Below are 19,645 nucleotides of genomic sequence, written 5' to 3' on the forward strand. Positions count from 1 at the left end.
TATCCTTGAGCAAAACTGGTTTTGATGAACGTGAGCCTAAATCGGGCAACTTATTGGTCAAAATGGGCTTTTTCAATGCGCTCAAGCTCGCCATTAGCGCGGATTTCTTTAAGCGCTGTGTTCAGGTTTTCTTTTAGCGCATCGCCTTTTCTGACCGCAATGGCGATATTGTCGTTGTTATCGATTTCATCACCGACAATACCAAAGCCTTTTGGGTTGTCTTTAAGCCAAGCTTTAGCCGATACTTTTTCTGCCAAAACCGCATTGCTACGACCTGATTTTAAATCCAAATAGGCGTTATCGTAATTGTCATAAAGCTGAACGGTGTTGCCATCTTTACCATCATAATGGTCTTGCAAATACGCGCCCGGCGTCGTTGATCGCTGACCGCCAAGGGTTAAATTTTTGATGTTTTTGGGGTCAAATTTGCCATTGGTTTCGGTCAGCCAAACCATGGTATTGGCAAAATACGGCTCGGTAAAATCGACCTTTTCTTGACGCTCAGGGGTGATGGACATTCCTGCGATCACCGCGTCATATTTTTGTGCCAAAAGCCCGGGAATAATGCCGTCCCAGTCTTGAGCTTTGATGTCACATTTTGCTTGCATTTGCTTACAAAGGGCATTTGCCACATCGATATCAAAGCCGCCAATGCTGCCATCTGAATTGGTAAAGTTAAATGGAGGATAAGCGCCTTCGGTAGCAATTCGCAGCGTTTTGCCGCTCACGCTTGTGGATTCTGAGGCGGCATCCGTGCTGTCGGTTTGGTTGGTCGATGGGCTACACGCGCCAAGCATTAAGGCGGCGGCAATGGTCGCTGATGACCATAATAATGAAGAAGTCGACATCTTAAATTCCTTAAATCGAGATGGGGGCGCGCATCAAAATGCAAAAGGACGATGATAATTTGCGGTTATTATCGTCCTTCATAAAATGTTAAACGCTAATTTTTTTGATAATACCTGACTCAATTATCAAAAACAAACCTTTTAGCAAGGCTTTTGCAAGCTTTTAACATGATTTTAAATGACTTTTTATCTAAACTGATTTTTATAAGCGCTTCAAAGTTGGCAAAATTTGACCTATAAACGCCATTTAATTTCGGTGCGATGCCATAAAGTCTTTGACCCGCTGCGAGGTCGGATTGTCAAAAACTTGCTCAGGAGTGCCGATTTCTTCAATGACGCCTTGATGCAAAAACACCACTTTGCTTGACACATCGCGAGCAAAGCGCATCTCGTGGGTGACGATCAGCATGGTTCGACCTTCCTCAGCAAGCTCGCGCATCACCGCAAGCACTTCATTGACCAATTCAGGATCAAGCGCGGAGGTCGGCTCATCAAAAAGCAAGACGCGCGGCTTCATAGCAAGCGCGCGCGCAATGGCTACCCGCTGACGCTGACCGCCCGATAAGTTGGCAGGGTAAGCGTCTTTTTTGTCGATCAAGCCAACTTTTTTAAGCAAAATTTCAGCTTCACTGATCGCTTGGTCTTTTTTAAGCTTTAAAACTTGGGTGGGACCTTCGATGATGTTTTGCAAAATGGTTTTGTGCGGCCAAAGGTTAAAGTTTTGGAACACAAATCCCACGCTTGCGCGCAGTTTTTCAAGCTGCTTGATGTCCGCCGCTTGCATTTCACCTGATTTGCTAGGTTTTAAGCGCAGCTCATCTTGACCAATGATAATTTTGCCTTGGGTGGGCTTTTCAAGCAAATTGATGCAGCGCAGTAAGGTCGATTTTCCTGATCCTGAGGAGCCTAAAATGGAGATCACATCGCCGTCATAAGCGGTCAAGGAGACGCCTTTTAATACGGGCAGCGCGCCGTAGCTTTTGTGCAAATCTTCAATTTCAAGGGCGATTGAGGGATTGGTTGGGTCGGTAGTTGCAATCATGAACAGCAAGTTTCCCGTGGTTAATTTCAAGCAAATAAAAAAAGCCCAGACAGCTTGGGCATGTCTGAGCGGTATTTTAGCATTTTAATCAACGCTGCGCTGATTTATAGATGAATGATACGGCAAGTCTAACCTTACGATCAGCACCATTCTAGCTGGTCATCAGTTGGTTGAAATATGCTCATTGGTGTCTGTGCCGTCCATCATGGCGCTATCGTCGGCAGTAGCAACGCCCACATCGTCTGTTGCAGTGGCAGTATCGCCTGACGCCATGCCGTTATTGTTCATGCCATCGGTCATCGGCTCGGTTGTAGTTGCCGTACCATCAGCGCTTGCCATTCCAACTTCATCATTCGCGCCCATATCGTCGCCTGCCATATCAGGCGCGGTTGCCGTTGCGGTATCCGATTCGGTGACCGCAGGCGTGGTGGTGGTCACGGTTGTTTCAGTTTCAACAGGTGGCTCTTCTTTTTTGCTACAAGCGCCAAGCGTGAGCATTGCAGTCGTCAAGCCAACGCCGATCAGCGCTTTATATGAGACTGCTTTTTGAGAGGTTGAGGTAAGCATTGCCATGGGAATCTCCAAGAGTTGATAAAAAAGTTATAAATAACAATCTATTGCTAGGGCTTAAAGTTGAGCCTCCCACTATACTGATATTACTTAGCGCCGACTTTAGGAGTTACAGCGCAGTTATGTTTGCTCTGAGTAACTTTAAGATACTTCTTATTAACGCGAGCTAAATTAAAATCTTAGCTTCAATGTTAGTCTTTGCCTTTACTCTAATTGCAATCTGCTTTATGTTAATGATCATCGCAATTTTAATTTAAGATCAATTAAGGATAAAGGATGACTTCTCAGGCTCAATCGGATGATATCAAAACTTACATGACCGAAGTCGGTCGCAAAGCTCGCGCGGCATCTCGAACGCTTGCCGCGGCAAGCACCCTCGATAAAAATAAGGCTTTACTTGCCATTCATGATGCTTTGATATCAGCAAAAGCCGATATTTTGGCAGCAAATAAAAAGGACGTTGATCAAGGCGAAAAAAACAACCTTGAGCCGGCACTTCTTGATCGCTTAGCACTCAATGACGCGCGCTTTGATGGCATGCTTCAAGGGTTAAAGGATGTGGCAACCTTGCCTGACCCCATTGGCGAAATCAGCGATATGACTTATCGACCTTCCGGCATTTTACTGGGTAAAATGCGCGTTCCGCTTGGCGTGGTCGGCATGATTTATGAGTCGCGCCCTAACGTGACCCTTGAGGCGGCGTCCCTTGCGCTCAAATCTGGAAATGCCATCATCCTTCGCGGCGGCTCAGAAGCATTTGAATCAAACCTTGCCATTGCCCGCTGTATTCATCAAGGATTAGAGCAATCAGGATTGCCAAAAAGTAGCGTTCAGGTCATTAACACCACCGATCGCGCCGCCGTTGGTGAGCTGATCACCATGACCGACTTTGTGGACGTTATCGTTCCGCGCGGCGGCAAAGGCTTGATTGAGCGCATCAGCCGCGACGCTCGCGTTCCGGTCATCAAGCATTTAGACGGCAACTGTCATACCTTTATTGACCGCGATGCCAATGCTGACATTGCTATCAAGGTGAGCGTCAATGCCAAAACGCACCGCTACGGCACTTGCAACACCATGGAAACGCTGCTGGTTGATCACACCATTGCTGATGAGCTACTGCCGAAAATCGCCGAAGCCATCATTGCCGCCGATAATGACATGCAGCTTCGTGTTGATGAGCAAGCAAATGCCATTTTAAAAGACCATAACAAGCTTCAAGGTCACCTAAGTCCGGCAACCGATGCCGATTGGGATACTGAATATTTAGCGCCAATTTTAGCGGTGAAAGTCGTTGAGGGCTTGGATGCGGCAATCGATCACATCAATACCCACGGCAGCCATCATACCGATGTCATCATCACCGACAATTACAGCAAATCGCAGCGCTTCATCCGTGAAGTGGACTCCTCAAGCGTCATGATCAACGCCTCAAGCCGCTTTGCCGATGGCTTTGAGTACGGTTTGGGTGCAGAAATTGGTATTTCAACCGACAAAATCCACGCTCGCGGTCCTGTCGGACTTAAGGGATTGACCTCACAAAAATGGGTGGTTTATGGTCATGGGGAAGTCCGATCGTAAAGCCAAAGCTTAAAATAGATTTTTAGTTCTAATAAACTTTTAGAAAACGCCGACATTGCTTTCGGCGTTTTTTAATTTATAATTCCTGATTTTATAAATTTGTATTATTTACAAGCTACTAAAATTACAATTAAAAATACCTAAAAAACAATGACTTAATTATCAAAGTTACCGGCACTATACCCAAAATCTTACAATTTTAAGATAAAGGATGCGTATAATTGCGCAATGGTTACTCATTTTACGCCGCAATGTAACTGAATTGATAAGAAATTTTTTGCCCTATCGCAATTATTTTGCATGACTTGCGGTGTACTCAAAAGGAGCACTAGGACGCTTCTTGTAACGATGAAATTGCTGTTTTGACGTTTGGCAGGGCGAATGAATGCCAAAACGTTCAATTTTGTTTTTAAAAAGGATGACTTATGGAAGTTACTTTAAATGGCTACTATACGCTGATTTTAGCAACCTTAGTGCTGTTACTGGGACGATTTTTAGTCAAAAAGATTAAGTTTTTAGAAGATTTTAATATTCCAGAGCCTGTCGCAGGCGGTTTGGTTGCCGCGATGATTGTTTACGCGCTCAATTTGATTTGGGGCTACAGTTTTAATTTTCAGCAAGATTTGCAAACGGCTTGTATGTTGATGTTTTTTGCGTCCATTGGCTTGAGCGCTGATTTTGGTCGCTTAAAAGCCGGTGGTATGCCGCTATTGATTTTTACGGTGGTGGTTTCAGTATTTATTGTTCTGCAAGATGCCGTTGGCGTTGGGATGGCAAGCGTTCTTGGTCTTGATCCGTTGATGGGGCTTGTGACCGGTTCGATTGCGCTCACCGGTGGTCACGGAACAGCAGGCGCTTGGGGACAAACGCTTGAGCAGCAATACGGCGTTGTGGGCGCAACCACCCTTGGGATTGCTGCTGCAACCTATGGTTTGGTCGCAGGTGGTGTGATCGGGGGTCCTGTGGCACGCAGACTCATTCAAAATTTGGGCGTAAAGCCAAGCCTTGCCAACCCAAATCCTACCGATATTGAGCGCGTGGCAAGCGATCAGTCACTTTATAGCACCAAGCATAGCGAAGATGAAGGTCTTGATTCCAAAGAGATTTTTGAAAAACCGGACAGCATGCGCTTTATCACCGCCTCCTCTGCCATTGAAACGTTGGCATTATTTGCCGCAGCTTTAGCATTTGCCGATGTGATGACGATTGTGGCTAAAGACACTTGGTTTGAGCTTCCCACTTTCGTTTGGGCGCTTGGCGGCGGCGTGGTAATCCGCAACGTGCTAACGATGGTGTTTAACTTTGATATGTTTGACCGCGCCATTGATGTGTTTGGTAACGCTGCATTGAGTCTGTTTTTAGCCATGGCGCTGTTGTCACTCAAGCTTTGGCAATTGACGGATTTGGCAGGCCCTGTACTTGTTATCTTGCTCGTGCAAACGGCAGTCATGATTGCTTATGCTTACTTTGTCACCTTTCGCATTATGGGCAAAGATTACGACTCAGCGGTACTGGCAGCAGGTCATTGCGGCTTTGGTTTGGGCGCAACGCCAACCGCCATTGCCAATATGCAAGCGGTGACTGATCGCTATTTGCCATCACCAAAAGCGTTTTTGATCGTTCCCATGGTTGGGGCGTTTTTCGTGGATATTGTGAACGCAACGGTATTGCAGATTTTTACTAAATTGCCGTTTTAGCTTTTTTAAAATTGTAGAAAAATAAAAAAACCGCTCAACGGATTGGGCGGTTTTTTTGCTTTTACAGTTTAAAAACAGCTGTCTTTGACCCTGTTTTTATTTAACGCTTAAGCTTATTTTTGGTTTTTCGCATAAACCGGCTTTTTCGCGCAGATGGCTTTGACTTTTTCGCGGGTGTCAGAAATGACTTTTTCATCACCGCGGCTGTCAAGCACATCACAAATCCAACCTGCCAAGGCTTTGACGTCCGCTTCATCAAAACCGCGAGTGGTGACCGCTGACGTTCCGATGCGGATTCCTGAAGTCACAAACGGTGATTTTGGATCGTTCGGAACGGCGTTTTTGTTGACCGTGATGAACGCATCACCCAGCCATTTGTCCGCTTCTTTGCCAGTCATTTCTTGTTTGACAAGGCTGATCAGCATTAAATGGTTTTCCGTGCCGCCTGAGATGATCTCATAGCCGCGATCTTGAATGACGGTTGCCATCGCTTGGGCATTTTTCACCACTTGCTGTTGATAGGTTTTAAATTCAGGCTCTAAGGCTTCTTTAAAGCAGATGGCTTTAGCCGCAATCACATGCATCAATGGACCGCCTTGATTGCCTGGGAATACGGCAGAGTTGATCTTTTTAGCAAGCTTGTCATCACGCGACATGATGATTCCTGATCGTGGACCACGAAGCGTTTTGTGGGTGGTACTGGTCACCACATCAGCAAAAGGCACTGGGCTTGGATAAATGTCCGTTGCGGCAAGTCCTGCCACATGCGCCATATCGACTAAGAAATAAGCGCCGATTTCGTCAGCGATGTCACGAAAACGCTGCCAATCGACCACTTGCGAATACGCTGAAAACCCTGCGATAATCATTTTAGGCTTGTGCTCACGCGCCAAAGCTTCGACTTGGTCGTAATCGATCAAGCCGGTCTCTTCAACCAAACCGTACTGAACGGCTTTATAGTTGATTCCTGAAAAGTTCACATGAGCGCCGTGAGTTAAGTGACCGCCCGCATCAAGACTCATGCCAAGAACGGTATCGCCTGCGTCAAGCAGCGCCAAAAATACCGCTGAGTTGGCTTGGCTTCCTGAATGCGGCTGAACGTTGACATATTCAGCACCGAACAATTCTTTGGCGCGGTCAATCGCCAACTGCTCGATCACATCGACATTTTCACAGCCTCCATAATAGCGCTTGCCAGGGTAGCCTTCAGCGTATTTGTTGGTCAAATCTGAACCTTGAGCTTCCATGACCGCTTGCGAGCAGTAGTTTTCTGAGGCAATCAGCTCAATATGATCTTCTTGGCGAATACTTTCAGCAGCCATAGCTTCGGCAAGAGCAGGATCAAATTCCTTAATCGATATATCTTTAAACATAGCGGTTCCTAGTTGGTTTGAATTATTGAAAAAGGCGCGATCACAAAAAGCGGCAGTCCCGCCCCATCTAATGATGCGCTTGTATCTTTGCTATCGCTGTGGCTCAGTGTAGCATGAAACTTTCAGCCTTGAACCTAAAAAACACTCAACTTTTCTTGAAACGCTTGCAATTAATATATTTTTTAATAAAAGATTATGTTATTCAACGATTTAATCCAAAAATTATTATCTTGCCACCGTTTTTAGCACAAACTTTGTTAAAGCTGTTGACAAAAAGCTGGTAAAAACGTTTCGCTGATTAAAAATTTTCGCCCAAACCAATCATAGCGCGTTTGCCGCTGCCAGCCCAATTGGGATAAATAAATCGTGCGCTCATTGGGCAAAGTTCGGCTGCGTTTAAACAGCACGTAACCGATAGGCATACCTTTAAGCTGTTGAAGCCGTTTTGCCGTTCCTTTTAAGCTGGTGATTGGAAAAATACTTTGCGCGGCAACCCACGGCTTTTGGTCGGTACCATAAAGATAAGTATTGCGAACCCAAGCCAGCATCGGTCGATTAAGCTGCGCCCCAGCAACCCCAAGCTGCTTTTTTTGCTCAAGGCTCAATGCCAAATAACCCTCAAAGCTGCGCTCCACCGTGATCGGTCGCCCCGCCTGCTTTTCTAACAGAGCCGTCAATGAGCCATTGGTCGTTAAAAACGGCATCAGCGTCACCGGAGCGTTTGCAAGCGTTTGAGGATCGCCTTTCATGTCACCACCTAATTAAAACAGTAAATTAACGTTAAATAAAATCGTCCGGCTTTGGCGGCAAATTGTCTTGGTTAAACGGCAGCGCGGCAAACGCCTCTTGGCGATATTCCTGCATTTGCTGGCGCTCTGCTGCGCAAAACGCATCGATTGCCTTCACAAACCGCGAATCAAAAATCCGGTGCAATGAGTGCGTTTTGGTGGGTACAAAACCGCGAATCAGCTTATGCTCGCCTTGCGTTCCGGGGTCAAAATAATCCAAGCCAAGCTCAATGGCAAATTCAATCCCTTGATAATAACACAGCTCAAAATGCAAACTGTCAAACTCCCCAAGCGCGCCCCAATAGCGACCATAAAGCGATCTTAAGCTTTGGTTATTGGCATTTGAATCAAAGAAAAACAAACTGCTCGCAATAATTGCGCCGCTATCATCCAAAGCTTGCGTCATCATCAATTGCTCTGGCATGGTTTGCGCCAATTCTTCAAAAAATTCAAAGGTTAAATACGGCGACTGACCGCGAACAGCATAAGTCATCACGTAACAGTGATAAAAGGCGCGCCAATCGTCTCCATTAAGCTCAGTGCCAACTTTACGCTGACATCGAATGCCTTGGGCAGCAACTTTTCGGCGCTCCGCTTTGATGGTTTTGCGCCGTTTTGCAGTAAGCGTTGCCAAAAACTCATCAAAATGGTCAAATTTTTGCTTATTTTTTGCAAGATAACAGTTTTGCCATAAAAATCGGCAGCCTTGACGCTCAAGAATGGTCGAGTTAACGTTTAAATCCCTATCATCAAAATTGCTTGATAACTTTTCTTGATGAACGGTTTGTTTTGCCAACTGACAACATGGTTCAGTCACAAATAAGCCATGCCAGCTTGAGGCGCCCACTTGACTGGCAATACTATCGACGCCGGTCATTGCCATGCTGACAATCTGTGTCGACAATTCAACACCCGCTGCCAACCAAATTCGCTCCCCTGTGATCGGACTGAACGGCACGGCAGTTACCAACCTTGGGTAATAATCAACGCCTACCTGAGCAAACGCTTGCGCCCAATAGTAATCAAACACAAACTCGCCGCGATGGTGATTTTTAATAAATACAGGCATCACCGCGATCAAGGCGCTTTGGCTGTCATCCGCCGTCGTTTTGTGAATCAGTACAAATACGGGCAGCCAGCCTGACGACTCGCCGATCGCCTCCGTGGTCATCAAGGTCTGCCAAAACTTTAACGACATAAAAGGAGAACTGGGCGCTTGCCAATTTGCTTGCTGCTGCCAGCTTAAATTAGTGGCAAGCGACACATGTAATTTCATAAGGATCACTTTTAGTAGTTGGTTATTTTGCCAGCCTGCGTTGATTGAATACAACCAGTAACTCGGCAACTGATAAAAAGTCTACCGCGATCATGGCGCTTTTTGCAGGGCAGTTGCGTAACGCAAAATGTCTTTAGCCAAGCTTTATCGTGATAACCCTTTTTTAATAAAGGCAAGTTCATATCAAATGAGCTGCCATAAAAAAAGCCATCTTGGTAATAAAGATGGCTTTTGATTGTATTTTTTTAATTTATAGTTCTCATCCAAAATATAAATGAGAGTGAGATTAACTTAAGCCTTGCAAAGGCGGTAAAATAGATGTTATCTATATAAAGAGCTGCTAGAATGACGCGGCAACCAGTTTACTATAATTTAGCAGCTTGATGCTGCGACCAACTGCCGACGCCAAAGTCACTTTGCCCAATTGACAGCAGCACTAGATGAGCGATGCGCACGATTTTTGCTCAGCAATTCACTTTTTACCCTGTTCAGTGATATAATCAGCGCTCCTTGTTAACCGTAATTCAGTTAGCGAAAGACAATTTTCAAGCAGGCTCAATCCTCTTTAATATCGTGATCACTCGTGCCAACTCTTATCTTAACGCCCCTCTTTTGGCGCTGGCAGAACCATTAAACGATCACTAAAGCCTTATCATTAACGACAACCAAAGGAATGCCCTAAGACAATGTCAATCATTTATTATACCAAAACTGACGAAGCCCCAGCTCTAGCTACCTTATCATTTTTACCGATCGTTAAAGCCTTTACCAAATCGGCAGGGATCGAGGTTGAAACGACCGATATTTCTTTAGCAGGGCGTATTATTGCGTTATTTCCAGACTTTTTGACCCAAGATCAGCAAATCCCAAGCGCTTACGCTCAATTGCGTGAGCTTGTCAAACAGCCTGACGCCAACATCATTAAACTACCAAACATCAGCGCGTCAATTCCGCAATTAAAAGCGGCAATCAAAGAGCTTCAAGACAAAGGCTACGCGCTTCCTGATTACCCAGATCATCCCGCTAACGACAAAGAAGAAGACATTCGCGTTCGCTACGACAAGATCAAAGGCAGTGCGGTCAACCCAATCTTACGTGAAGGTAACTCAGACCGCCGAGCGCCACAAGCAGTTAAAGCCTTTGCAAAAAACCATCCGCACTCAATGGGTGAATGGAGCGCCGACTCAAAAACTGAAGTTGCCACCATGGATCACGGCGACTTTGCCCACACTGAAGAAGCGGTAACCATTGACAAAGCGACCGATTATCGCATCGTTTTTACAGCGGATGACGGCAGTACAACTGAGCTTAAAGCCCCAGCACCGCTTCTTGATGGTGAAGTGATCGACGCGGCGGTTCTTCGTCACAAAGAGCTTGAAGAATTTTTAGAAAAGCAAGTTGAGTACGCTAAAGCCCAAGGCATTTTGTTCTCATTGCATCTAAAAGCCACCATGATGAAAGTGTCAGACCCGATCATCTTTGGTGAAGCAGTTAAAGTTTTCTTTAAAGACTTGTTTGCCAAACATGGCGACACGCTAAAAGAGCTTGATGTTAACGTCAATAACGGCTTTGGTCACCTAATCAGCAAACTGCAAGAATTGCCAGAAGACAAGCGTAAAGAAATTGAAGCAGACATCGAAACCATTTACAAAAACAACCCTGATTTGGCAATGGTTAATTCAGACAAAGGCATCACCAACCTTCACGTGCCAAGCGATGTGATCGTTGACGCCTCAATGCCAGCAATGATCAGAAGCTCAGGAAAAATGTGGGGCGCGGACAACCAGCTTCATGACACTTTAGCAGTTATCCCAGACAGCAGCTACGCGTCAATCTATGATGAAACCATCAAATTTTGTAAGCAGCACGGCGCGTTTAACCCTGCCACCATGGGATCAGTGCCAAACGTGGGCTTGATGGCTCAGCAAGCTGAAGAATACGGCTCACACGACAAAACATTCTTGATTCCTTCATCAGGAAAAGTTCAAGTATTAGACGCTGATGGCAACGTATTGACCGAGCATGACGTAAAAGTCGATGACATCTGGCGCATGACGCAAGTTAAAGATGCCCCAATCGAAGATTGGGTAAAACTTGCCGTGACTCGCGCTCGCGCCAGCAACACCCCTGCCGTATTCTGGCTTGATGAAAAGCGTCCACACCACGCAGAACTCATCAAAAAAGTTGAGCGCTACTTAAAAGATCATGACACCACTGGTCTTGACATCCGAATCATGCCCGTTCGTGAAGCGACTCGCTTTACCCTTGAGCGCTTAAAAGACGGCAAAGATACCATTTCAGTAACCGGAAACGTGCTTCGTGATTACCTCACCGACTTGTTCCCAATCTTAGAGCTTGGTACCAGTGCTAAAATGCTGTCAATCGTGCCTTTAATGAACGGTGGCGGCTTGTTTGAAACTGGTGCGGGCGGTTCAGCACCAAAGCACGTTCAGCAATTGGTTGAAGAAAATCACTTACGTTGGGATTCATTGGGCGAGTTTTTGGCGCTTGCTGTTTCGCTTGAGCATTTATCGGTTCATGAAAACAACCCAAAAGCGCAAGTGTTAGCCGATGCTTTAGACAAAGCTACTGAAAAACTGCTCATGAATGATAAGTCGCCTTCACGTAAAGTGGGTGAGCTTGACAACCGTGGCAGCCATTTCTACCTTGCTATGTACTGGGCAGAAGAGCTTGCCAATCAGGATAAAGACCAAGAGCTTAAAGAAAAATTTGCGCCACTTGCAAAAACTTTAAGCGACAATGAAGCTGCGATCGTCAAAGAGCTTAACGACGTTCAAGGTCACGCGGTTGACATCGATGGCTACTACTTCTTTGATGAAGCTGCCGCCACCAAAGTGATGCGCCCAAGCAAGCTGTTAAACGACGCGATTGCTTCGGTTTAATAGTCAGCTTAGTTTCATAAAAATAGTAAAGCGCGCTGAAATTTAGCCGCAATAAGCACCCCAATTGACCACATCGATTGGGGTGTTTTTATTTTATTAAAACAATGAGGAGATTTTATGGCGGCAAGTCTGATTTTATTTAACAAACCCTTTGGCGTTCAAAGCCAATTTCGCGACGATGGCAACAATGAATTTGCCACCTTAAGCCGCTATTTTACCGATAAGTCGCTTCGCGTTGCTGGTCGCCTTGATGCCACCTCCGAAGGTTTGTTGATTTTAACAAGCAGCGGCGCGGTCAATCATGCCATCACTAAACCATTAACGCTTAAGGATTTTAAGCAAAACAATTTGCAGACCAGCCCAAAACTTGGCAAAACCTATCTCGTTCAAGTTGAAGGGATTCCAAGTCCTGGGCAATTGCAAGCGTTGCAAGAAGGCGTTGACTTAAAAGATGGCAAAACCTTGCCAGCGATGGTTCAAGTATTGGCTGAAAATGAGCTGCCAATGCCGCTTTGGGAGCGAACGCCGCCCATCCGCGAGCGTAAAAACATTCCGACCTCTTGGCTTAAGCTGACCATTTTTGAGGGTAAAAATCGCCAAGTCCGGCGCATGAGCGCTCATGTTGGCTTGCCGTGTTTGCGCCTTATCCGCTGGTCGGTTGCCGGATTTGAGCTTGGGCAGTTACAATCAGGCGAATTTGTCCGCGTTCATTTGTCGCCTACCAAACTTAAAAATCTTGGTATTAAATAGCGTTTATAAACAAAGACTTACTATAAAAAAGCGTTGGCGGCGGTGTTATCGGCGCTCATTGTTTGTTATTATCATTATCATCATAGGCGGGATTACGTCTATGTCAGCCCTTAAAAGCTCAAGGATTGGTCATGATTGTCCCCAAAACCTTATTTTCAAAAACCCATCCTCAAATCAAAACCTTTTTTAAAAAATGCGCCAATTTTTCCTTAGTTTTTAGCGCTATTCATCAGTTCACGCGACCTTGTGTTACAGCAGGATTGGCAATAAGTGCGGCTTTAGCCGTTAGTGCTTGTCAGCCAAACCCCGATCAATCCGCTGAAGATAATCAAGCTGCCATTGATCGCAATCAAGAGGTTCATCAACGTAGTGATGATTCAAAAGCTTTGGATTCGCAAGATTCAGCCGACCCAATCGACAGCCAAGCTGCTGACATTGCAGAAGAAAACATCGCAGAAAATGAAAAAACCGCCATTGATGCTGCTGACAGTGTTGAGTCAGGTGATTCTGATAACGCGCCCGTAAACGCCGAAAATCGATTCAAAGATGTCAATAAAGTCGTCGATAACATGAGCGATGAAATGATGATCGCTCAGCGCTACCTTGACCCCGATGTGGCATTTGCCAAAATTATGCTGGGCTATCAGCGCAGCATTCGTGATTTGGCAAAAACCCAAAACAAATATGGTCAAAATGAGACCATGACCGCCTTTGCGGACAATTTATTGGCGCTTCAGCAAGAAGAAATTGGTCAACTTAAAAAATGGCTTGCCTCGCACCCCGATACCGCCAAACCAAAAGCGGAAACGCCCGCTATGCAAGCTGCTTTTGCTAATGAGATTCAAAGTATGGTCGCAAAAATGCAGGCTGAGCTAAATATCGCGGATGCTGATTTGGCATTTGCGCAAACCTTATTGCCGCATTATTTAGGCGCCATAGCTATGGCAAAGATTGAGCTTACCTATGGTCGCGATGACGATATGCGCCAATTTGCCCAAAGCTTTATCAATTCTCGCCAGCCACTGGTCACGTTGCTTGAAAGTTGGGTTCAAGATCAGCACTCGTTAAGTGAACCAAACACGCAAAAAAGCGGTTCTGATGAGACTAACCGCGCTACTAAAGATGAAAACGGTGCTCAACCAACGCTTAAAAGTGACAAGTAAGTTAGCTTTACCATAAACCTTGTCGCTTTTAGAACGTGTTAATCAGTGAAAATCTTGATTTTGGCGCTATTAATTTTGACCATTTTTTTCTTGGTGCCAAGGCACACCACCAAGCCAAGCTTGCCAAGCCGACGCAATGTCAGCTGATGCCAAACCATCCGTATCAACCATCGCTTTTCGGAGCTGAACTTGATAAGGCTCATTACTATTGTCGATCGGGGCTGCCAAATTGACCGTCACGGCAATCAGCTCGTCTCGGCGAAACAGATGGCAACTCATGGATGGTTTTGCGGCATTTAATTCCGCAAATTGTTTGCTATCTGCTTTAATCCCATCAATAGCAACGATCACATCGTTTGCCGAAATTCCTGCGTTGGCAGCAATGCTACCTCGAAGGACGCGATTGACTTGCAAACCGCTTGGGGTTTCGGTCACGCGAAGTCCCCAAGGCACGTGTTTGGCAAATGTATTTTGAGTATCGGCAAGCATTTTGATGCCATTTTCAGCCAAAAGCTTTGCTATGGGCAATTTATCCACGCCATCCACATATCGCGCTTCAAAATCAAGCCAATCCTGCATAGGTACAAATTGAGCAATCACGCGACCTAAATCTTGGCTTGAAATACCAAGCTTGGGATATTTTGGCGAAGGCGCAGCTTGTCTGGCTTGATCGTAAAACGCGCGAACCACATCAAATAATCGATATTGCCCCGCCGATTTTTGGAGCAGCCATAAGTCCAAACACAGCGCCACCAGTGCGCCTTTATTGTAATAACTGATCCCAGCATTTGCCGTATTTTCATCGGCTCGGTACAGCTTAATCCAAGTATCAAAGCTTGATTCAGCCACGCTTTGATGATCGCGACCAAAGGTTTGATAATAGCGGCTGATTTGATCGCTAAGCAACGTCAAATAACTGTCCTTATCGATCAGCCCTGACGCTTGCAGCATAAAATCGTCAATGTAGGAGGTGAAGCCTTCAAATACCCAAAGCAGCGGCGTAAATGCCTCACGGCGAAAGTCCGCCTCAACCATCACATCGGGGCGAACCGTTTTAACCCACCACGAATGAAAATACTCATGGCTACAAAGCCCCAAAAAGCGCTGATAGGCAGGGCTTGGCAAATCAGGCTCATCAAAGCGCGGCAAATCGCGCCGCGGCGTCACCAGACTTGTTGAATTGATATGCTCAAGACCGCCGTAATCTTGACCGCTGGCATACGTCAAAAACGTATAGTCGCTAAATGACGCATGACCAAGCCAGCTGATATAGGTTTGGCAAAGCTGAGTCAAATCGCGCTGAAGCCTTGGCAAGTTGGCATTATGCCGACCTGATAAAAAAAAGCGGTGGGCAAGCGCCTTGTCATCATCATCTTGAACCACAAAGCCGAAGTGATCTTGAGCTGCAATCTCAAACGGATGGTCGATCAGCTCAAAATAAGTGACCGCTGCCAGCTCAAAACAAAGCTTGTGATCGCGCGTTTGATTGGCTTTGAGTCCGCAAGCGATTTTGCATGGGTCATTTTTTAATAAAAAATCTTCAGGAACGATCAGCGTAACGGCAACGGGTGAATTTTCCTGATCGGTAACCGCAAGCGCAAGCGAGGTAAAATTGCCAAATAAGCGCGACTGATCGACATAAGCGGTGCGAACGGACAAGTCATAACAATACACTTCATAAGTGACGGTGACTTTTTGTCCAGCGGTGACTTCTGGCAGCTGCCAAGTGTGCTTATCAAGTTTGGGGGCACGCCTTAACTCAGCAATGCCAAGTTCATCAACTTGATAAAAAACGGCAGTAATATTGCGCGCAAATTCGCGGATCAAGTAGCTTCCAGCAATCCAAGTCGGCAGCCAAAGCGTTGGCGAGTCCGCTGTTGCGGTAAATTCAAGTCGGACATCGACCAGATGCTCATTAAAGCGCGCAAAATCCAGCGCATAATGGATGTCCGTATGAGTATTAGTCAATTGAGTTAAAGCGATCATTATTAAGGCTTATCGTTATTAAAATACCTTATAGTAAAAGCCTTATGGTAAAAAGGCAACTTGAGCGCTTAAGCTTTTATGCTCATTATTTGTCATTTATTACGAAAATTTTTGCAACCTCACCTTGAAAGTTAGTATGATCATCTCAATGAATAGGCTAACTGCTTTTCAGTTACTACTTAATTATTCCTAATAAACTGATGATAATTTGACTATTAAGGTGGCTTTTTGGCTGGCTGATTGGCTTTTTTAGGTTTATTACATTAATAACAACCCATTAGGATCGCTTATGACTACCATTGCAAAGGACACCGCCGTCAAATTTAACTACACGTTAACCGACGATGAAGGCAACATCATTGACAAGTCACCTGAAGGTCAGCCACTTGCCTACCTTCATGGTCATCAAAACATCATCCCAGGACTTGAAAATCAGCTTGAAGGCAAATCAGCGGGCGAAAAAGTCCACGCGGTGATTGAGCCTGCCGATGCTTATGGCGAGTACCAAGAGCAAGCGGTTCAGCGCGTTCCTCGCGATAATTTCCAAGGCGTTGATGACATTCAACCTGGAATGCAGTTTCAATCGGAGTCTGGCGGTCATGTGATGCTGGTTACTGTAACTGACGTGAACGACAAAGAAGTGACCGTTGATGCCAACCATCCCTTAGCTGGCAAACGCTTAACTTTTGATGTGGAAATCCAAGAGGTTCGCGCTGCAACTGAAGACGAGCTTAACCATGGTCACGTTCATGGTGCAGGCGGCGTTCAGCACTAATTAGCGCTCATATTTAACTCAGTATCGTTATAAATAAGTCTCTTTATAAATAAGTGTCGTTGTAAAAAAGCCTGTTCTGATTGCAGGCTTTTTTATTATAAAAAAAAGCGCAATGATGACAAATAACTGTAAATGGTTTAACCATAAAAAAGCCGTATAACCTCAGTGGTCATACGGCTTTTTGCGATCATCCATCCCTGATTTCAGAAAAATGATAAGCCAATCCCAAGACTTATTTTTTCTGCGGGTATCCTACCCTTTTTTTTCATCATCCCTAATGAACTTACCTTCCCTGATCTGATGACTGACGTTACAAATTTTACCAATCCCTAGTAAAACGTTTTGTAAGTGAGCCCTCAGGCAGTGACACCATCATCGCAAATTTAAGCCGTTAGCAATAGAGGTCAAGGCGTCATCTGTTGTAAGCAATTGCTTACAGCCTTATGGCGCAGACGTCGCCCTAACTGCCGCAGTTGGCTCAGCGCTGAGCATCAAATACGCCGCTTCATTAATATAAGCTTCATCCTCAGGCAACTGTGGCCTGATGCTTGCCTTCATTTGGCTGCGCTCTTCAAACTTGGCATCCATTTGCGCCTGATAGGTGCTCCAATTGGCATAAGGGCGCTCGCCAAGCGCTTTTCGGCGCTGATTTTCCGCCTCAAGCGTTTTTTGCTCAACCAGTTTCATCTTGGCACGGCGGCTGTTGATGTCAAGCTTGATGGGCTTTTTCTCATCTTCCATATCGCGAATTTTATTAAGCGCGGTCAAATAAATAAACTGCGGATTTTTTTCTTGGCGAATTTTTGATTGCTGATTGAGGGTCGCAAGCGTGGTGGCACTGAACTTGCCTTCAGGCTTATAGGCCGCGGTTTTAATGGTGTCCCAAGGTAAGGCATTTTTTTGCACGCGCTCACCAAAGATGGCATCATCATAAATATTGACCAAATTGACGTCAGGAACCACGCCTTTGTTTTGGGTACTGCCGCCCGTCACACGGTAAAACTTGCGCTGAGTTAAGGTTGCTGATCCTAATGCTAAATTATCAAGCTGAATTTGCGCAGAGCCTTTTCCGGTGGTGGTGCTACCAACCACCAATCCACGACCATAATCTTGGATGGCAGCGGCAAAAATCTCACTGGCAGACGCCGAGGCTAAGTTGGTTAACACGACCATTTTACCGGCGTAAAGCTGAGCGCCGCCGTCATCATCGCGGTAAACTTGAACGTTGCCGCGATTGTCACGAATCTGAACTAAAGGTCCGCTTTTAATAAATAGCCCAAGCATTTTGGCAACTTCATCGAGCGAGCCGCCAGGGTTGTTGCGAAGATCAACCACAAGACCGTCGATATTTTGCGCGTTTAAGGCTTTAAGCGCGCGCTCAGTATCGACGCTAACGCTTCGGTACTGCTCACCATTTCGGCGCGCTTGGTAGTTAAGATAAAAGCTTGGAATCTCAAGAACGCCAATGCGTTTTGGGGTTTTATCAATGCCTGGTCTTTGAATATTGACCACGCGCTGGGTCACGCCCGACTCTTCTTGCTCGATAACATCGCGAACCATGCTTACAGTTCTGGCGCTGGCATCTGGGGCGTTTGGCTGACGTACTTTGATGGTGACGGTGGTGCCGCGCTTACCGCGAATGAGGCTGACGATTTCGCGCGTTGACCAACCGACCACATCGGTCATATTTTTACCATCTTTGGCAATGCCAATAATCAAATCGTTAGGCTTGATTTGACCACTTTTTGCCGCAGGACCGCCATCAACTAAGGTAACAATTCGGGTATAGTCCGGATTTTTGCGATCAGGGCGGATGGACACGCCAATACCTTCTAGCTGAAGGCTCGATTGAATTTGCAGTTCGGTAGCTTGGATCGGCGCATAATAGTTGCTGTGCGGATCATAAGTCAACATGGCGGTATTTAGCACCGTTTCCATGATCTCATCATCAGTGAAGCGCTGCATTTGCTCATGCTGACGCTGCAAGCGGTTAAGCAAAATCTCATTAGCCGAGCGCTTATCATTGCGAACCAAGTCTTGACCCAAGGTGATGTCCGGATTGTCCATAAAGACTTTTTCTTTACCCGCCTCATCTTCTTTGCCAAGGGTGATGCCAATCAGCTGAAATTTAAGTTGGCGCGTCCAATAATCGCGCTGCTCTTTTTGAGTTTTAAAATGAGCAAGCTTTTCGCGATCTAAAATAATGCTGTCGTTTCCGGTCAATTTGACGTTGGATTTTAGCAAGCGATTGGCAAGCTCAAAATATTCATTGGAGCGTTTGCGGTAGCGCTCAAAAATTTCCACACCAGCTGACAGATCACCGCGTTTTAAGCGATTGCCAAACTCGCTTGCGTATTTTTGTTTAAACTCATCGACATCCGACTGCAAAAACAGCGTGTGATTGGGATCTAAATTGTCGATATACATGTCCAAAATCTGAGCGCCCATTTTGCTGTCAAGCGGCTGATTCAGGTAATGGCTTCGGTCTAATAAAGCGGCAACCTGACGCGTGGTCAGCTTTTGCTCGGGGGTGGCAACGAAGCCTTTGGTGTTGGTATCAGCAATCGCTGTACCATAACTTTGGGTCAAAATAAGACCAACAACGCCCACGGACGCAATGCTCAGTAACCACTGTGCTGGTTGTTTTTTCATCATTTACACCTAGTTGATTGATCCTGTCAATTTATACTTAATTTGTATCGCGGCTTGATGGCTCAAGCTTTTTTAATTCAGTTTTAAATTTATAAAACGATTAAAAAGCTTTGCAAAAAACCAAAAATAATTGGGAAATTTTTTAAAATGCTAACGCAGATTTATCCTTAGAAAATGCTTTATGGTAGCACAGCGCTTGTATTTTGACTGTCTCAAACTGTATCACTAATCTTTCGCAATG

General features: G+C 45.6%; 14 protein-coding genes. 6 read left to right on the forward strand and 8 right to left on the reverse strand.

Going from position 1 to position 19,645, the window contains the following annotated elements:
• Positions 1–50 precede the first annotated feature (50 nt).
• The 3 genes from HF322_RS04430 to HF322_RS04440 all read right to left on the reverse strand — a co-directional run bounded on the left by HF322_RS04430 (position 51) and on the right by HF322_RS04440 (position 2,463).
• Complete coding sequence (locus HF322_RS04430) at positions 51–848, reverse strand: transporter substrate-binding domain-containing protein (RefSeq protein WP_169392191.1); 798 nt, start codon at positions 846–848, stop codon at positions 51–53.
• 247 nt (positions 849–1,095) lie between these two features.
• Positions 1,096–1,890: an ABC transporter ATP-binding protein gene (locus HF322_RS04435; protein ID WP_169392192.1), complete on the reverse strand. Its 795-nt coding sequence runs from the start codon at positions 1,888–1,890 to the stop codon at positions 1,096–1,098.
• A gap of 162 nt (positions 1,891–2,052) precedes the next feature.
• Positions 2,053–2,463, reverse strand: a complete 411-nt coding sequence (locus HF322_RS04440; protein WP_169392193.1) for a hypothetical protein — start codon at positions 2,461–2,463, stop codon at positions 2,053–2,055.
• 273 nt (positions 2,464–2,736) lie between these two features.
• Between HF322_RS04440 and HF322_RS04445 the strand changes: the two genes are divergently transcribed.
• Positions 2,737–4,041: a glutamate-5-semialdehyde dehydrogenase gene (locus HF322_RS04445; RefSeq protein WP_169392194.1), complete on the forward strand. Its 1,305-nt coding sequence runs from the start codon at positions 2,737–2,739 to the stop codon at positions 4,039–4,041.
• 425 nt (positions 4,042–4,466) lie between these two features.
• Positions 4,467–5,738 (forward strand): sodium/glutamate symporter, encoded by a 1,272-nt coding sequence (gene gltS / locus HF322_RS04450; protein WP_169392195.1) that lies wholly within the window; start codon positions 4,467–4,469, stop codon positions 5,736–5,738.
• A gap of 113 nt (positions 5,739–5,851) precedes the next feature.
• Here the strand turns inward: gltS and glyA are convergent, their stop codons facing one another.
• The 3 genes from glyA to HF322_RS04465 all read right to left on the reverse strand — a co-directional run bounded on the left by glyA (position 5,852) and on the right by HF322_RS04465 (position 9,175).
• Positions 5,852–7,111 carry a serine hydroxymethyltransferase gene (gene glyA, locus HF322_RS04455; protein ID WP_169392196.1) on the reverse strand — a complete coding sequence of 420 codons (1,260 nt, stop codon included), beginning with the start codon at positions 7,109–7,111 and terminating at the stop codon, positions 5,852–5,854.
• 257 nt (positions 7,112–7,368) lie between these two features.
• Positions 7,369–7,860 carry a chorismate lyase gene (locus HF322_RS04460; RefSeq protein WP_169392197.1) on the reverse strand — a complete coding sequence of 164 codons (492 nt, stop codon included), beginning with the start codon at positions 7,858–7,860 and terminating at the stop codon, positions 7,369–7,371.
• 31 nt (positions 7,861–7,891) lie between these two features.
• Positions 7,892–9,175: a GNAT family N-acetyltransferase gene (locus HF322_RS04465; RefSeq protein ID WP_169392198.1), complete on the reverse strand. Its 1,284-nt coding sequence runs from the start codon at positions 9,173–9,175 to the stop codon at positions 7,892–7,894.
• A 686-nt stretch (positions 9,176–9,861) separates the two neighbouring features.
• Between HF322_RS04465 and HF322_RS04470 the strand changes: the two genes are divergently transcribed.
• The 3 genes from HF322_RS04470 (at position 9,862) to HF322_RS04480 (ending at position 13,991) form a co-directional block, all read left to right on the forward strand.
• Positions 9,862–12,078, forward strand: coding sequence for an NADP-dependent isocitrate dehydrogenase (locus tag HF322_RS04470; RefSeq protein WP_169392199.1), 2,217 nt, complete (start codon positions 9,862–9,864; stop codon positions 12,076–12,078).
• 117 nt (positions 12,079–12,195) lie between these two features.
• Positions 12,196–12,828 (forward strand): pseudouridine synthase, encoded by a 633-nt coding sequence (locus HF322_RS04475; RefSeq protein ID WP_169392200.1) that lies wholly within the window; start codon positions 12,196–12,198, stop codon positions 12,826–12,828.
• A 131-nt stretch (positions 12,829–12,959) separates the two neighbouring features.
• Positions 12,960–13,991: a DUF305 domain-containing protein gene (locus HF322_RS04480; RefSeq protein ID WP_169392201.1), complete on the forward strand. Its 1,032-nt coding sequence runs from the start codon at positions 12,960–12,962 to the stop codon at positions 13,989–13,991.
• A 69-nt stretch (positions 13,992–14,060) separates the two neighbouring features.
• Here the strand turns inward: HF322_RS04480 and HF322_RS04485 are convergent, their stop codons facing one another.
• Positions 14,061–15,977: a M61 family metallopeptidase gene (locus tag HF322_RS04485; protein WP_169392202.1), complete on the reverse strand. Its 1,917-nt coding sequence runs from the start codon at positions 15,975–15,977 to the stop codon at positions 14,061–14,063.
• Between the two features lie 289 nt (positions 15,978–16,266).
• Between HF322_RS04485 and HF322_RS04490 the strand changes: the two genes are divergently transcribed.
• Positions 16,267–16,752, forward strand: a complete 486-nt coding sequence (locus HF322_RS04490) for a peptidylprolyl isomerase (protein ID WP_169392203.1) — start codon at positions 16,267–16,269, stop codon at positions 16,750–16,752.
• Between the two features lie 441 nt (positions 16,753–17,193).
• On the opposite strand, the gene HF322_RS04495 is transcribed toward HF322_RS04490, so the two are convergent.
• Positions 17,194–19,404: a carboxy terminal-processing peptidase gene (locus HF322_RS04495; protein WP_169392204.1), complete on the reverse strand. Its 2,211-nt coding sequence runs from the start codon at positions 19,402–19,404 to the stop codon at positions 17,194–17,196.
• Positions 19,405–19,645: the final 241 nt, after the last annotated feature.

It is taken from the genome of Psychrobacter sp. MF31, assembly GCF_012847335.1.
GTDB lineage: Bacteria > Pseudomonadota > Gammaproteobacteria > Pseudomonadales > Moraxellaceae > Psychrobacter.